Below are 16,003 nucleotides of genomic sequence, written 5' to 3' on the forward strand. Positions count from 1 at the left end.
TTCGCTGAATATGAAAACGGCCCGCTTCCTTTTGGAGGCGGGCCGTTTTTTTGTTTTGGGGGAAAGGTTTGGTGTCAGTGCTGGCCTCTTCGCAGCAACACACTACTTCTGCGGGGAATGTCTGTAGCCCAACATCCCGATTTTTGAAGGAAAGATCCCTAAAAAAACAGGACAAATCTGATTTCCTTGTCCCTCCGTCAACACCTCTTGTCGCTCATGCAGAATCGCCCGCCTTCATTCTGCAGAGACACATCGGATGTTCGCGCCTGCCAATCAACCGCGTTTCACGTTGACCCTCGACGGCGTCCAGAATGAGCTCAAGGTACTTGAGTTCACGGGCAAGGAAGCCATCAGCCAGCCCTACCGCTTTGACCTGGAACTGGTCAGCGAACGGCCCGACATTGATCTCGAAAGCCTGCTGCATCGTCAGGCGTTTCTGAGTTTCGATGCACAAGGTTCCGGTATTCATGGTCAGATTTATCGGGTTGGCCAGAGCGATTCCGGCCAACGTCTGACGGGGTACCAAATCAGTCTCGTACCGCGTCTGGCGTACCTTGCTCGGCGTATCAATCAGCGAATCTTCCAGCGCAAAAACGTGCCGACCATCGTCGAGGAGGTTCTCAAAGACCATGGCATCCAGCGGGATGCCTTTGAGTTCAGACTCGGCAGCGACTACTCCGATCGCGAGTATTGCGTGCAGTACGCCGAAAGCGATCTGGCGTTCATCCAGCGGTTATGTGCAGAAGTCGGCATTCATTACCACTTCCAGCACAGCCCCGACGGGCATCTGTTGGTGTTCGGCGATGATCAGACGGTTTTCCCCCGGCTGCCCGAGCCGACGCTGTATCTGCCGGGCAGTGGAATGGCGGCAGATACGCCAGCGATCAAGCGTTTCAGCGTGCGATTGGAAACACGGACTACGGCAGTCACGCGCCGGGACTACGACTTCCATAAACCGCGTTTGCAACTCGAAAGCCGCCTCGACAGCGAGCAGCGCCCGGTGCTTGAGGACTATCACTTCCCCGGCCAATTCAGCGATCGCGAGCACGGCAAGCATCTGGCTCAACGGGCCTTGGAGCGCCACGTGGCAGATTATCGCCAGGCCGAAGGTTGCGGCGATGAATCTGCTTTAGTCAGTGGGCATTTCCTACGCCTCGCCGAACACCCGCGTCAGACGTGGAATGACCTGTGGTTGATCACTGAAATTGAACACCATGGCCGCCAGCCGCAAGTGCTGGAAGAGTCGGCCACCAGCGACAGCCCGGATGATTTTCAGGGCTATCGCAATACCTTTCTGGCGACGCCGTGGGATGTTTTTTTTCGCCCGCCGCTGGGGCCAGAAAAACCGCGCATGCTTGGCTATCAGCCGGCCGTGGTCACCGGCCCGACTGACAGCGAAATCCATTGCGACGCGTACGGTCGAGTCAAGGTTCAGTTCGCCTGGGACCGTGACGGTCAGCTCAACGAGCATTCCAGTTGCTGGTTGCGCGTTGCCACTGGCTGGGCGCACGACCGTTACGGCAGCGTGATGATTCCGCGCGTCGGCATGGAAGTGCTGGTGGGATTCGTCGACGCAGATGCCGACAAGCCGCTGGTCATGGGTTGCCTGCCCAACGCGGCCACCCCGGTGCCACTCGATCTGCCGGCGGACAAGACCCGCAGCATTTTCCGCAGTCAAAGTAGTCCCGGTGGCGGCGGTTACAACGAATTGCGCATCGAGGATCGCAAAGGCGCCGAGGAAATCTACCTGCGCGCCCAGCGAAACTGGACTCAGCATGTACTGAACGATCAACAAGTGCAGGTCGACAACCAGCGCAGCATCGTCGTCACCGGCACCGCCCGCCATGAGTTGAAGGCTGACGAAAAACGCATCACCCACGGTCAGCGCCAGACCGAAGTGCGGCTGGACGATCACTTGGTAGTGGTCGGCGACCGGCACATTCGCGTGACCAGTCAGGCGCTCAATGCCAGTCAGCAATTCCACGTCAGCGCCGGCCAGCAAGTGCTCATCGACGGCGGCGCCAGTGCCACCATTCAAGCGGGCGGGCAGTGGATCAATATCGGCCCCGGCGGGATTTTCAGCAGCGTGCCGATTCAGGTCGGCGGCGCACCGATGGCGGCCATGGCTGCTGCGCCGAGCCTGCCGGATGTGCCGTTGAAACTCGCAGCCGCCCCGGCGGCGCTGCTCAGTGCCGCACAAATACTCAGCCTGCAAAGCGACGCGCCATTCTGCGAAGAATGCGAGCGCTGCAAGGACGGTGTTTGTGCCGCCTGATGCCTTGTCACCTCACGCCTGGCTGGAGCGCCAGCCGCTGCAACCGGCGGAGCAACTGTTCGCGATTTTCAGTAGTGCCAGTGCTGCTGAGCCGTTCAAAGCCTGGCAACGCTCAATCACCGCTCAAGCGCCGAGCCCGATCTGGGCCGACACCGCGTATGCCGAGTGGGAAGCGGTGATGCCCTATGTCGGAATCGTCGCTGCTGGCAGTGAGTTTCTGGAGTGGGTTGCTGCTACTGAGTCTCGTGACTGGGGTTGGCTAGCGGTTTCTTCAGCCGCTTCAGAGGTTCTGGTCGAGCATTTTTGTTCTCTCACGCAAGCGCTGCTGCCCAACGGCGACAAGGTGTTTTTTCGGTTCTGGGATGGGCGCTATGTGCTGCCGATTCTGCAGTCTGCCGACTTTAACGCTACGCAGTTAATGCCCGTCATCGACCGTTGTTTGATCAATGAGCAACCGCTCGATATCGGTGGCAGTGCATTGAAAACCTCCAGGGTTTCCCCGTGGTGGGAAGTTTCTGAATCGCTCCTCAAACACCTCGCCACTGAGTCCGTCACAACCCGCATCAACAACTTGATGAAGTGGTTGAGCGAGGACCGGCCTGATTTATATGAGGCGTTCTCAGAGCGTGTATTGCGGCACAAAGTTGCGATCTTTTTGCAAGCGCCGGACCTGCCTCAAGCACCGAAATCAGCCTTGGTGGATTACCTGATATCGGAGCTGGACTGATGGATCAGATCGAACGCATCGAGCAGGAGCTCGACGGTTTCAAAGACACCTTGAGTTTGTATCGCCAGCAACTTGGCAGCTTCTTGAGCCGGAATGCAGACAGGGTCAGCCGGGCGCTGGATATGCCGTCGCTGATGGACATGGATCGGAAGATCAAGCTGGGTAGTACCAGCAAGTCAGTCAGTAGTCGCGATGACGATTTTTTCTCCAGCGTTGCGCAGTGTCCGGACGGCGGGATTCTGGAAATCGAGAGCAAATTTGAATCGGTTTATGACATTCCGTTGGGGAATATTCAGGTCGATGTGATTGCCATGGATGGCGGTAAGTCGACGCCTGTGACGCTCGATGAAAACGGTAAAGGACAGTTCGAAGGCTTACCCGGCAAGTTCTATCGCGTTCATGTTCAAAGTGAAGTTACCCCGGACCAAATCGATGATCTGTTCTCCTCATACGACGGCCTGACCACAGAGCTGGAGGGCTGGCTACGCAAGGAGTGGGAGGGTTTCAAGCCGCAGTGGTCGCAGCAATCGACATCAGCTTCGTTGGCAGCAGTGGGTAATGGAGTGCTCGCGGGAGGTTGGGCTGCGATTCAGGCTGTTTGGGATGGCATTGGTGAACTCACCGACATCCTGAAAGACCCCAACGCCTTTGCCAAAAAGCTCGGTGAAAGTGCCGGTCAACTCGCCAATCTGGCCGTCACTGCCCCAGACAAAATGGAAAAAGCCATGTTGCTGGCCAGCGACGAGGCAGCACTGTGTTTGCTGGTACGCACCGCAGTGCTATGGCTCGAAGCATTGCCACCTTCGCAACTTGCCGGGTCCTCAGCTGAAGCCATTTCAAAGGTCGTGGTCGGCTTGGTCATCGACTTGTTAATTGGCTTGGTGCTGAGTGTCGTTGGGGTAGGCATTGCCTGGCTGACAGTGCGTCTGGCCAAGTACAGCGCGCAGATTTTTCAGGCCGCAATGGGCTTCGTGAAGTCGATGGTCGCGATCATCAACAACTTCATTGAGTACGTCGACCGCTATAAAAAAGTCGCCGCGCGCGGTGTTGCAGCGGGACTGAAAAAAGGCCGGATGCAACTGCGTTGGGATGCCCGGCGCAACACCACGCTGAAAAAAGACGAACACCACGACAACGTCTCGAAGCAGGCCACCAACCCCAACGGCGACTCCGCCGATTCCGCCGATAAAACCGCGACCAATAAATGCCCGGTGTCGATGGTTACCGGCGAAGAGCTGCTGACCCTGACCGACGGTTCGCTGGATGGGCTGCTGCCGTTTGCCTTCACCCGGTTGTACCGCACCAGCGCAGTGGAGATCGATTGCGGGCTGGGCTGGGGCTGGAGCCATTCATTGGCGCAGCGGTTGGAGCTGGACGATAAACATGTCGTCTGGATCGACCACGAAAACCGTCGCACCACGTTCCCTATCCCGTCCGCTGAACGCCCGGCGATCCACAACAGCCTCTCTCGTGCGGCGATTTATCTCGGTGATGCCCCCGAAGAACTGATCCTCGCCCAGGCTGGCGACGACACACGTTTCTACCACTTTCATAACGGTCGGCTGACGGCGATCAGCGACGCCTACGACAACCGCCTGCGCATCACCCGCGACCGTCAGGAGCGTATCCAACGCCTCGACAACGGCGCGGGCCGCGCCTTGCGGTTGCGTTACGACCGCGCCCACCTGATCGCCGTCGACTACCAGGTGTTTGTCCCGGCGCAGACCCTCGACGAAGCCTGGCAAACCGAACAAACGCTGGTCAGTTACCGCTACGACGAGCGCGATCAACTGATCGAAGCGAGCAACGCCGCCGGGGAAAGCGAGCGTTACGACTACGACGACCGGCACGTGATCCTGCAGCGGCAACTGGCCGGTGGCGCGAGTTTCTTCTGGGCGTGGGAACGCTCCGGCAAGGCGGCGCGCTGCGTCCGGCACTGGGCGTCGTTTGCGCAGATGGATGCGTGCTATGTCTGGGATGACCAGGGCAGCGTTACCGTCCACAACGTCGACGGCAGCCAAGAGGTTTACGTCCACGACGATCGGGCGCGGCTGGTGCGCAAGGTCGGGCTGGACGGTGGTGAACAGCTCAAGGCCTACGACGAGCAGGGCCGGTTGGTGGCCGAGCAGGATCCGCTCGGCGCCGTTACCGAATACCGTTATGACGAAGTCGGACGGTTGGTGGCGCTGATTCCGCCAGAAGACGAGCCAACGGCCTACGAGTATCGCAACGGTTTCCTGCATGCGCGCTATCGCGGTAAAGCCGTATGGAAATACCAGCGCAATGCGCAGGGCGATGTGACCGAGGCCACCGATCCCGACGGCCACGTCACCCATTACCACTACGACCCTCAGGGGCGCTTGCTGTCGATCCGCTACCCGGACACCAGCCGCCATGTCTTCGTCTGGAATGCCTTGGGGCAACTGCTCGAAGAGACCTTGCCGGATGGCGGGCAGCGACGCTTTTCCTACGATGCGCTGGGGCGGCAGATTACCCGTCAGGACGAACACGATGCCGTCATCCGTTACCAATGGGACGCCGTTGGCCGACTGACTCAGACGATTTTGCCTACCGGTGCCACTCGCGCCTTCAGCTACAACGCCTACGGCAAGATCACCGCCGAACGCGATGAACTGGGCCGCGTCACTCGCTATGAATACGCCGACGATTTGCACCTGGTCAGCCGCCGGATCAATCCTGATGGCACGCAACTGCGTTATCGCTACGACAACGCACAGCTGCTGCTGACGGAAATCGAAAACGAATCCGGCGAGACCTATCAGCTGGACTACACGCCCAGCGGATTGATCCGACAGGAAACCGGCTTCGACGGTCGCCGCACCGCGTACGTCTATGACCTCAACGGCCACCTGCTGGAAAAAACCGAATTCGGCGATGACGGCTCAGAACTGATCACGGCTTATGAGCGGGACTCAGTTGGGCGTTTGCTGACCAAGACCCTGCCCGATGGCCTCCAGATCGACTACCGCTACGACTCGTTGGGCCGACTGACCAGCGTCGATGACGGCCACGACCATCCGCTGGAATTCGAGTACGACCAGCAGGATCGCCTGATCACCGAACATCAGGGCTGGGGCACCTTGCGTTACCGCTACGACGCCTGCGGCCAGCTCAACCGCCTGCGCCTGCCAGACACCAGCAAACTCGATTACCACCACGCCAAGGGCGGCGCGCTGACGGCCATCGACCTCAATGGCGCGCGGCTCACCACTCACCAATTTGCCTTCGGACGCGAACAAAACCGTCAGCAGGGCCTGTTGCTCAGTGAATATGCCTACGACGACCAAGGCCGTTTGAAGGCCCACGCCGTCAGCCAACAGCAAAAAAACCTCTACCGCCGCGACTATGCCTACGGCCTCAACGGCAATCTCGACCACATCGCCGACACCCGCCACGGCCAGCGCAACTACCAGTACGACCCGCTCGACCGCCTGACCCGCTTGCGTCACACCCGCGACGACCCACCTGAGTCCTTCGCCCACGACCCGGCCGGCAACCTGCTGATGCAGGACCGGCCCGGTGCCACGAAGGTGCTGGGTAATCGTCTTCTGATGCAAGGCGACCGCCACTACGACTACGACGCCTTCGGCAACCTCATCCGCGAACATCGCGGCACCGCGCAAAAACTCGTCACCGAATACCGCTACGACTGCCAGCACCGGCTGATCGGCGTCACCACCCCGGACGGTCGTTGTTCCAGTTACCGCTACGACGCCTTCGGCCGTCGCATCAAGAAAACCGTCGATGGCAAAACCACCGAGTTCTTCTGGCAGGGTGACAACCTCATCGCCGAAAGCAGCCGCGAGCACTACCGCAGCTACGTCTACGACCCCGGCAGCTTCCGCCCGCTGGCCATGCTCGACGGCAAAGGCCCGAAAAAAGCCTGCCCGTTCTATTACCAACTGGATCACCTCGGCACACCGCAGGAGCTGACGGATTACGGCGGCGAGATTGTCTGGTCGGCGAAGTACAACGCCTACGGCAAGGTCACGCATCTGGCGTTCGGTGGGGGCGAGCAACTCGATCAGCCGCTGCGGTTTCAGGGGCAGTATTTCGACGTTGAGAGCGGCCTGCATTACAACCGGCATCGGTACTATGATCCGGATATTGGTCGGTACCTGACGCCGGATCCGATCAAGTTGGCGGGTGGGCTGAACCAGTACCAGTACACGCCGAATCCGACGGGGTGGGTTGATCCGTTGGGGTTGAGCTCGACGAACTGCCCACCGCCGAACAATAAGAAAAAGGAAGGCTGTCCGTTATCTGTTGACTCTAGTAAACCCGCCGTAAATAAAGGTTCTCCAAAGCTTCCTAAGGCGAATCACACTGAGCCTAAAACTGAGGAGGAAGCCAAGCGTCAGGTATTAAAGTGGAACAGAGAATACAAAATGCATTCAGTTGAAAAGCATGGTCCAGAGATTGACGATAAAGCTTTGAAGCAGCGGTCGATTGATGGTTCTCATCCGACGAAAAAAGGTGTGAGAGGACCTATCAGGCCAAGCTCTCAATTCAGTAGCTGGACGATGCAATATCGTGCAATAAGCTATGCCTTGTCCAAAATGCACCGTGATGTGCCTGAGCCGACTGGTTATGACAGTGAGCAGAATCCCTTTGTCAGAATGAAATTGCCGGGCGCAGGGCGTGGATACAAACCTAACAATAAAGATCTAGATAATCCTCGATATGTAGAAACCCTTGATGGTGCAGAAATAAAGTTTGATAGGAAAAATGTAAAGCGTCCGTTCACAGCATTTCCTCGAGAGGTTAAATAAAATGTTGACGCATCCGTTTGTAGATATTCCATATGAGCCACAGCTCTCCTATATTCTTGCCGGGATATCAATCTATGACCGAGAAGAAACGCTCGGCGAGGCTTTGTGGGTTTACAACCCTAACAAGCAAGATGAGCGAGAAGAGATAATAAAAAAATTCATAATTCCGGATTTTGACTATTTAACCTATCGGCACAGATTCGTAATTTTTAAAATGCTTGAGGGGGTTTTACAGCAACCAAATTTTGATTTTTCTGCACAGTTTGAAAGCGATTATGATGAGTACAGCGCACTCGCTTGGGATGAAACAGAAATAGACAATCCTCGTGGTTTTTTTGAAGATATATATCGATTGGCAAGCGAGGCGTGGAAAGAAGATATCGATAAGGCCGGCCTTGAGGATCAAGCAACTTGGTGAAGGGGGTTGGAGGTGGTTTGACTTTTTTCTTTGTTTAGAGGGTGGTTTTGTCTGTGTTGAAAGTGATTGAAGAAGAAAAGAGTAAAGCATTGCGTGAGCGAATGGATGGCGCGGGATGTGTTTTCAGATTCTTGGTCCTTGGGTCTGAGCCAACTGCTCTAGTTGACGAAGGCACTCATCGACAGGCCTTGATTGCACTTCACGGAGTGCTGATGAAGGAGGTTCTGGAGTGGCACGGAAATCTCATCAAGGATCCAAAGTATAAAGAACTTCCTGAGCCGCTGATTAGTTGGGATTTAGAGAGTGCCACAGCTACTCCACTAAGTCGGAAGGAGGTGCAGAGCCTGACGTTGACCGATAATACCGATATTTTTGAAGAGTTAGTGCTTTACGCTTGTTTTATAAACCCCCCGTATCGTGCTCAATTTAAAAGGGGGGAACAGGAGGCCAAGGAGGTCTTTCACGAATGGTGCGAAATTCTAGGGTTAAATGAGCAGGATGATGTTTCAGTATTGAATTGGGTAAAGGAGCTTAGTTCGGGGCTGCATGTTGATGAGGCCTCCACTTCAAGTGTAGAACCATGGAGTGATTACTTTGATATGGGATTGGAATGGTGGGGTGTCTGGTGTCTTACGATCTGGAATCCCAAGCGTCGAACTCTAAGTGCATTGATCGCCAGTACTACGGACTGATTAGGCATTGTTTCGATTTCTCCTGATGACAGCGGAAATTTCTGGGCAAGGTCGTCGGAAGTTTCCTTCAAATCGTAGCGGTTTCCATGAACTGGTGCGAAGTGAGATCCATGGATAGTCTTTGGCTGTCGCTGCAAATGCAGTGGCAGGGTGTAGGAACCCTGATTGCTCACCGCGCATCAGCGCTGTCGTTTGATTGCGGCACTTAATATGTGTCCGTAAGATCGTTCGCGGCGGCTGTGCGCGGGACACGCTTCGGCGTGGCTGAGGTTCGTGAGCACTCGGTTTCCTACTCCCGCGTACGGCTGCCACCCAAGTCTGTAGGAGGACTGTTGGCAGTTCATATTTACTGCTCACGAGTATAAAAAATGAAAAGTCTTCACCCCGATCCACCCTACGAAAAACCAATCCCCCATCCCGACAACCGCTTCATGGCCCTAACCGGCAACTGCACCGACATGCCCACGCTGTTCGTCGATACCCACGCGCCGCTCGATGTTTTATACGATGCCGCCAGCTATCGAATTCGCGCCGTCACCCAGGTGCTTGAGAACATGTCGATGCGCGGTTCAGTCGAGTGTGAGTCCTTCATTCTCAGTGACTTTGCCTTGCTCTGCGCCATTCCATTGCGCGATGGGTGTGATGTGCTGGATGTGATTGGGCGGCGGTTGCGGGCTCGGCCTTCGGAGTAAGACTGCTGAAAGATCGTTCCCACGCTCTGCGTGGGAATGCAGCCCGTGACGCACTGCGTCACATCGGTGTCTGGCTCCACAGCGGTGGTGTGGCTGGAACGCGGAGCGTCCCTTGAGGCATTCCCACGCGGAGCGTGGGAACGATCACCGTGTAGAGCATCAGGATTGCCCGCTCAGCCACCAACCCCTGACGTTCTGCGCCGTACAAGGTAAACTTCCCGGCCTTCGCAGGAGCAATCATGAATTATCGTCACGCCTTCCATGCCGGCAATCACGCCGATGTGTTCAAACACCTGACTTTGACCCGCCTCATCGCCCTGATGTCGCGCAAGGAGCAGCCGTTTGCCTATCTCGACACTCACGCCGGCATTGGTCTGTATGACCTGCAGGGCGATCAGGCCAGTCGTACCGGTGAGTACCTGGAAGGGATCGCGCGGTTGTGGGATCAGCCGGATTTGCCGGCGTTGACCGCCGATTACATGAAGGTGCTGCACGACATGAACCCGGATGGCCAGTTGCGCTATTACCCGGGGTCGCCGGAGTTGGCTCGGCGGCTGACGCGGCCGCAGGATCGGTTGATGCTCAACGAGAAGCACCCTGAAGACGGCTTGCTGCTCAAGGACAACATGGCCGGTGATCGTCGGGTGAAGGTGCACTTGGGCGAAGGCTGGCATGTGCCGCGGGCAATGTTGCCGGTGCAGGAGAAGCGGGCGGTGATGTTGATTGATCCGCCGTTCGAGCAGCTTGATGAGATGCAGCGTTGTGCGGCGTCTTTGAAAGAGGCGATTGGCCGGATGCGGCAGACGGTGGCGGCGATCTGGTACCCGGTGAAGGATCAGCGCATGTTGCGACGGTTCTATCAGGATTTGGCCGGCACGGGCGCACCGAAGTTGTTGCGGGTGGAGTTGCTGGTGCATCCGTTGGATACGCCTAACAGTCTGAATGGCTCGGGGTTGGCGATTGCGAATCCGCCGTGGGGGCTGGAAGAGGAATTGCGTGAGTTGCTGCCGTGGTTGTCCAAGAAGCTTGGGCAGACCCAAGGTGGGTGGCAGATGGATTGGTTGATTGCCGAGAGTTGATCGTCTGATCAGATGCATTGATGGCGTTTGAGAGGACGCCTTCGCGGGCAAGCCTCGCTCCTACAGGTGTAGGCGCGATGCTTGCCCGCGATGCTTTTAGGGCCAGAAAATCAGATCGGGCAAGTCACGCCTGTACCGCCAATCCCGCAATAGCCTTCAGGGTTTTTGGCCAGGTACTGCTGGTGATACGCCTCGGCGAAGTAGAACGTCGGGGCTTCTTCGATTTCGGTGGTGATGGTGCCTTTGCCAGCCTTGGTCAACTCGGCTTGGAACACTTGCTCGCTGTGCTTGGCCGCAGCCAGTTGAGTCGGGTTGGTGGCATAGATCACCGAGCGGTACTGAGTGCCGATGTCGTTGCCCTGGCGCATGCCCTGGGTCGGGTTGTGCAGTTCCCAGAACATCTTCAGCAGCTCTTCGTAGCTGACTTTTGCCGGCTCGTAGACCACGAGCACGACTTCGCTATGGCCGGTCAGGCCCGAGCAGACTTCTTCATACGTCGGGTTCGGCGTAAAGCCGCCGGCATAACCCACCGCCGTACTGACCACGCCTTCGCGCTGCCAGAACTTGCGCTCCGCGCCCCAGAAGCAACCCAGGCCGAAGATCGCGAAATCCACGTCCATCGCAAACGGGCCCAGCAGCGGGGCATCGTGGACGAAGTGTTTTTCCGGCACGGTCATTGGGGTTTCGCGGCCAGGCAGAGCTTGTTCTTTAGTCGGGAGCACGTTTTTGTTCACCAGAATTTCCGAGCGCAGAACCATGATCAGTCCTCTCAGTTTGGTTGAGATGTAAATACACAGACCGCCAGTGTGCCGAATGATGCCAAGTTAATCACTACCCAAAAAGAGGGAGCGAGCAGGCTCGCTCCCACAGAGATTGCGGTGTGCTCAGACGATCGGGCCGCGCGGGTAGCGTTTGAGCTTTTCGATCAGCTCTGTGCCGGGGATCGGTCGGTCGAACAGGTAGCCCTGGCCGACGTCGCAGCGGTGACGCCTCAAAAACGCAAGCTGCTCGGCCGTCTCGATGCCTTCAGCCACGACCTTGAGTTTCAGGTTGTGGGCCATGGCGATTACCGCGGAGGTGATTTCCATGTCGTCCTGGTTGTCCGGGATTTCGTGGATGAAGCTTCGATCGATCTTGATGATGTCGATCGGGAATTTTTTCAAGTAACTGAGTGACGAGTAACCGGTGCCAAAGTCGTCCATCGCCAGGGTCAGGCCCAGACGCTTGAGTTGGTCGAGTTGCAAGTGCGTGTCTTCGGTGGCTTCCAGCAGCAGCCCCTCCGTTAATTCAAGCTCCAGCAGATTGGCCGGCAGCGCTTCTTCCTTGAGGATGTTGGCGATGGACGCCACCAGGTCCGGGTCGGAGAACTGCTTGGGCGACAGATTGATCGCCACTTGCAGATTACCGAGGCCGGCGGCGGTCAGGTCTTTGCTCATGCGGCAGGCCTGGCGGGCGATCCATTTGCCGATCGGGATGATTAGCCCGGTTTCTTCGGCGACGCTGATGAACTGGTCCGGGCGGATCATGCCCTTTTCCGGATGATTCCAGCGCAGCAGCGCTTCCATGCCCAGCAAGCGACCGCTGCGCAGGCACAGCTTGGGTTGGTAGAACACGTCCAGCTCGTTTTGGGTCAGGGCGCGGCGCAGGTTGTTCTCGACGAACAGTTTGTAGCTGGCCTCGGCGTTCAGTGTTTCGGTGAACACCTGTACTTGGTGTTTGCCGTTGGCCTTGGCTTTGTGCAGCGCCAGGCCGGCGTTGCGCATCAGCGTCTGTGGGTCGCGACCATGCAGCGGGGCGCAGGCCAAGCCCACGGAGCCGGTGACGCTGATCAACTGGTTGTCGACAAACATCGGCTTGTCGAGGGTTGCCAGCAATTGGTTGGCGACCTGCTGACCAGCCGAAAGGTCAGTGTCGTCCAGCAGCACTGCGAATTCGTTACTGGCGAAACGCGCCAGGCTACCGCTCGGGCTCAGGCTGTTGCGCAAGCGTCGCGCCAGACTGATCAATAATTTGTCGCCAGTCTGGTGGCCGAGACTGTCGTTGATGCGTTTGAAGTTGTCGATGTCCACCAGCAGCAGGCTGATCGGTGTATCGCTGTCTCGGGCGAAGCGTTCATCGAGGTTGCGGATGAACGCCGGGCGATTGCCGAGGTTGGTCAGGTTGTCGGTATAGGCCAGGCGCTCGATGCGCTGCTGGGCGAGCTTGGTCTGGGTAATGTCTTCGTAGATGCCGATGTAGTGCGTCAGTTCGCGGTTGTCGCCATAGACCTTGGAAATCGACAACTGGCCCCAGTAGGGTTCGAGGTTTTTACGCCGGCTCTTGAACTCGCCCTGCCAGCTATTGCTTTTGGCCAGCGCCGACGGCGCATCGAACAGCAGTTCGCTGAGGTTTTCCAGCGCCGGCAATTCCGACAGCCGTTGGCCGTGGACTTCCTCGGTGGTGTACTGGGTGATCGCGGTAAAGCTTGGGTTGACGTACTCCACCACGCCGTCGCAATTGACCAGCAGAAAGGCGTTGGCGCTTTGCTCCACCGCACGCTGGAACAAGTGCAGGGCGCTGGTGGCGGTGCGACGGTTATGGTTGTTGATCACCTGGGCAAACTGATCCGCCAGCTCGCCGGCAAAGGCGATTTCATCCGACTGCCAGGCGCGGGTCGCACCGATCTGCTCCAGGCAGAGCACGCCGACTACCTGGCCATCAACGCGGATGCTGGCGTCAAGCATGGCATTGACGTCGCGCGGGCGCAGGTGTTCTGCCATTTCCCGAGTGCGCGGATCGCGCATGGCATTGTGGGCGTCGATGGCTCGGCCGGCGTGCAAGGCGTCGAGGTAATCGGGGAAACTACTGGCGTCTATCGGTTCCGGCAGTTGGCGATCCCGGGTGGCACGGTGATAGGCCGAGATCGGCGTCAGCAGCGAGCCGTCGAGGTGCCACAGGCTGGCGCAGTCGACTTCGTAAATGTCGCAGGCGCTGCGAGTGATCAGTTCGGCAGCTTCTTGCAGGGAATTGTTGGTGCTGTAGCGCTGGCGGGTCAGCAGCAGAATCAGGTCTTGCTGGGCGCGCACCCGGTCCAGGTGCAGCAGTTGTTCCTGCTGGGCGCGCTGATTGAGTTCCAGGGCGATTTGCAGACGTGAGTTCTGGGTTTCCAGGTCCAGCGCCGGCAGCAGCGGTTCGCCGTCGAACAGACCGTCCACCACCATCAGGTAGCCGCGCAGCAGGTGTCGATTGTGTTGTTTGTAAGCTTCGCCCAGTTCCAGCAGGCTCAGTACGCCTGCGGCGGTGTGCAGGGTGTAGCGGATCAGGTAATGCGGGCTGTCAGTGAGTTGCTGCTGGATCGTGTCGTGCAGTTGATAGCGCGCCTCGGGCTCCATCAGGCTGGCATAGGGCGAGCCGACCAGAGCACAGAGCTCCACTGCCGGCAGGCCAAACTGTCGTTCGCAATTGGGGTCGAGAAACAACAGCGCCCAGCTCGGTTCATTCAGCCGTTCGAAACGCAGCATGCCGAGCCGCGAGGGCACAGGCAACTGTGTCACTACCTCGGCCACCATACGGCTGGCGGCATCGGGTTGGCTCTTCATATGGAGGGAAACTCGCTTCGAATATGCTGATCGCGCCGGGCTCTCGCCCTCTTTTCTGTTGTCTGCGGCAAGGTTGCATCATTGCGACACCGACTGACAAGAGACATGAAGGCCAAGTGCTATAAGAATATGTCGGCAGGCGTGAAGATTTCTCCAGCGAGGCGCCGAAAAGTAATGTTGTGAGTCAAAAGATCGCAGCCTTCGGCAGCCCCTGCAAGGCTGCGATCTTTTCCGGAATCAACGCAATTTGATGCTTATCGACTGCAGTCGCTTGCCATCCCGATCATGATAATTGACGCGAACCTGTTCAGTATCGACGATCAGATGCGCGAAATTATCCTGGCTGATCACCTCACTGGTCAGCTCATGCCGATAATCTCCCGCGGCTGTCCAAGCCAGCGCTTGGTCGAGAATGAACGTGGATGCCTTGGCATACGGCAGCAGTTTGCTGTTGCACAGCGGTGAAGACACGATGGTGTGAACTTCGAAATCCGGGACCCCGCTGTGGGTCAGGCGACTGGTCAGTGAGCCGTGAACATCGCCGGAAATGAAGAAGACGTTCTTGATGCCCTGCGTACGAATCGTCTCCAGCAGCCGTAATCGTTGTTCCGGGTAGGCTTTCCAGGCGTCATCGCCGTGAAATTTGCGGTCTGGGTAGAACATGACGCTGGTGACCACGAATTTGACCCGGGCCGGGCTGTTGATCAGCCATTTGAGCAGCGCCTGTTCCTGCTCTTCATCAAGGATGCGCCGGTCGCTGGCCGACAGATTGCGTCGGGTTCGGCTATCGGTGATAAACCATTCGATATCGCCATCGGAGAATTGATACCAATACTGTTGAAGTTTCCTGTTTACTTGTCCGTTGGCAAGTAATTCATGGGCAGGGCTGTGGCTGGCTTGATATAACTCATAGGCCGCCATGGCATTTTTGTATAAGTAAGCATCGGACTTACTCTTATTGGATGGCCAGTTGTCTTCAATTTCATGGTCGTCGAGGATCATGTAAGTCGGCACGCCCGACATTAACGTCGAGACATGGGGCTGCGAAAAAGCCGTGCGGTATTTTCTGAGAATGTCCTTGTATTCCCGGTCGGGGGCCACGAGGTTCAGGTCATCGACGTAGATTTGGTCGCCCGTCATCAGCATGGCACTGATGGGCGGCTCGGCGCGTTCCGCCAGGCTTGTGATCGAGGCAAAGATCCGGTCGCCCAAATGCGGGGCCCAGGCAATGCCGGCGGTCATTCGCAGGTAACGGCATGAGCCTACGATATAGGCCCGTGGTGTCTTGGTTTTGCTGGATTGCGTGCGAAAACGGTAGATCTCCCGCGGCCATTGCAGTGGCAATTCCTGAACCGTCTCCACGGTATGCACCGGGCTCATGGGGCTGAACCAACCCGCCTGGTATTCATAGTCTGTATCGGTGGAGAGATTGTTGAGGGCAATGACATCGGACATGTCACGCAAGACGTTCAGTTTTGCAAAGAGTCCTTTGGACCAATGCTCATCCCCCGTGCGTCGATAACGAATACCTGCAAACACCAAGGCATCATTCTGTAATTCACCGCGCAAGAAAATGCGGGCATGGTTAGTTGTGGTGTGGCCAATAATTGGCCCGACAGTCGGTTTGAACATGTTCGAATCCATTCGAAGTAATGCTAGCTAAGCAGATTAAGTTGTCGAGGTTTCTATTGGAGAGTCTCCAAACTAATCCTAGTTATTGACCCGCTAAAAATATCAGCCGGAAGTGGA

At 57.2% G+C, this 16,003-nt stretch carries 10 protein-coding genes; 7 read left to right on the plus strand and 3 right to left on the minus strand.

The window, feature by feature from the left end; all coding sequences use genetic code 11:
• Positions 1-256: 256 nt before the first annotated feature.
• The 7 genes from CKW20_RS10375 (at position 257) to CKW20_RS10410 (ending at position 10,676) form a co-directional block, all read left to right on the plus strand.
• On the plus strand, positions 257-2,275 hold the full coding sequence (locus tag CKW20_RS10375) for a type VI secretion system tip protein VgrG (protein WP_095052833.1): 2,019 nt from the start codon (positions 257-259) through the stop codon (positions 2,273-2,275).
• Entirely contained in the window at positions 2,265-3,002 is a 738-nt protein-coding gene (locus CKW20_RS10380) for a DUF4123 domain-containing protein (RefSeq protein ID WP_095052834.1), read from the plus strand. Before CKW20_RS10375 ends, CKW20_RS10380 begins: the two co-directional genes overlap by 11 nt.
• Positions 3,002-7,795, plus strand: coding sequence for an RHS repeat-associated core domain-containing protein (locus tag CKW20_RS10385; RefSeq protein WP_095052835.1), 4,794 nt, complete (start codon positions 3,002-3,004; stop codon positions 7,793-7,795). The genes CKW20_RS10380 and CKW20_RS10385 overlap by 1 nt, the downstream gene beginning before the upstream one ends.
• Before the next feature lies 1 nt (position 7,796).
• Positions 7,797-8,213 carry a hypothetical protein gene (locus tag CKW20_RS10390; protein WP_095052836.1) on the plus strand — a complete coding sequence of 139 codons (417 nt, stop codon included), beginning with the start codon at positions 7,797-7,799 and terminating at the stop codon, positions 8,211-8,213.
• Positions 8,214-8,266: 53 nt separating this feature from the next.
• Positions 8,267-8,905 carry a hypothetical protein gene (locus CKW20_RS10395; RefSeq protein WP_256585016.1) on the plus strand — a complete coding sequence of 213 codons (639 nt, stop codon included), beginning with the start codon at positions 8,267-8,269 and terminating at the stop codon, positions 8,903-8,905.
• A gap of 368 nt (positions 8,906-9,273) precedes the next feature.
• Positions 9,274-9,597 (plus strand): hypothetical protein, encoded by a 324-nt coding sequence (locus CKW20_RS10400; RefSeq protein WP_095052837.1) that lies wholly within the window; start codon positions 9,274-9,276, stop codon positions 9,595-9,597.
• Positions 9,598-9,836: 239 nt separating this feature from the next.
• On the plus strand, positions 9,837-10,676 hold the full coding sequence (locus CKW20_RS10410; RefSeq protein ID WP_008009107.1) for a 23S rRNA (adenine(2030)-N(6))-methyltransferase RlmJ: 840 nt from the start codon (positions 9,837-9,839) through the stop codon (positions 10,674-10,676).
• 110 nt (positions 10,677-10,786) lie between these two features.
• On the opposite strand, the gene msrA is transcribed toward CKW20_RS10410, so the two are convergent.
• The 3 genes from msrA to CKW20_RS10425 all read right to left on the minus strand — a co-directional run bounded on the left by msrA (position 10,787) and on the right by CKW20_RS10425 (position 15,886).
• Positions 10,787-11,434 carry a peptide-methionine (S)-S-oxide reductase MsrA gene (msrA, locus tag CKW20_RS10415; RefSeq protein ID WP_095052839.1) on the minus strand — a complete coding sequence of 216 codons (648 nt, stop codon included), beginning with the start codon at positions 11,432-11,434 and terminating at the stop codon, positions 10,787-10,789.
• Between the two features lie 126 nt (positions 11,435-11,560).
• Positions 11,561-14,254: a bifunctional diguanylate cyclase/phosphodiesterase gene (locus CKW20_RS10420; RefSeq protein ID WP_095052840.1), complete on the minus strand. Its 2,694-nt coding sequence runs from the start codon at positions 14,252-14,254 to the stop codon at positions 11,561-11,563.
• A gap of 237 nt (positions 14,255-14,491) precedes the next feature.
• On the minus strand, positions 14,492-15,886 hold the full coding sequence (locus CKW20_RS10425) for an alkaline phosphatase D family protein (RefSeq protein WP_095052841.1): 1,395 nt from the start codon (positions 15,884-15,886) through the stop codon (positions 14,492-14,494).
• Positions 15,887-16,003: the final 117 nt, after the last annotated feature.

The organism is Pseudomonas sp. Irchel s3b2 (assembly GCF_900187445.1).
GTDB lineage: Bacteria > Pseudomonadota > Gammaproteobacteria > Pseudomonadales > Pseudomonadaceae > Aquipseudomonas.

Bases quoted from the DNA above. Each gene is read 5' to 3' on its own strand.
- msrA (WP_095052839.1), bottom strand. From the start codon at position 11,434: ATGGTTCTGCGCTCGGAAATTCTGGTGAACAAAAACGTGCTCCCGACT.
- CKW20_RS10425 (WP_095052841.1), bottom strand. From the start codon at position 15,886: ATGTTCAAACCGACTGTCGGGCCAATTATTGGCCACACCACAACTAAC.
- CKW20_RS10410 (WP_008009107.1), top strand. From the start codon at position 9,837: ATGAATTATCGTCACGCCTTCCATGCCGGCAATCACGCCGATGTGTTC.
- CKW20_RS10385 (WP_095052835.1), top strand. From the start codon at position 3,002: ATGGATCAGATCGAACGCATCGAGCAGGAGCTCGACGGTTTCAAAGAC.
- CKW20_RS10390 (WP_095052836.1), top strand. From the start codon at position 7,797: ATGTTGACGCATCCGTTTGTAGATATTCCATATGAGCCACAGCTCTCC.
- CKW20_RS10375 (WP_095052833.1), top strand. From the start codon at position 257: ATGTTCGCGCCTGCCAATCAACCGCGTTTCACGTTGACCCTCGACGGC.
- CKW20_RS10420 (WP_095052840.1), bottom strand. From the start codon at position 14,254: ATGAAGAGCCAACCCGATGCCGCCAGCCGTATGGTGGCCGAGGTAGTG.
- CKW20_RS10400 (WP_095052837.1), top strand. From the start codon at position 9,274: ATGAAAAGTCTTCACCCCGATCCACCCTACGAAAAACCAATCCCCCAT.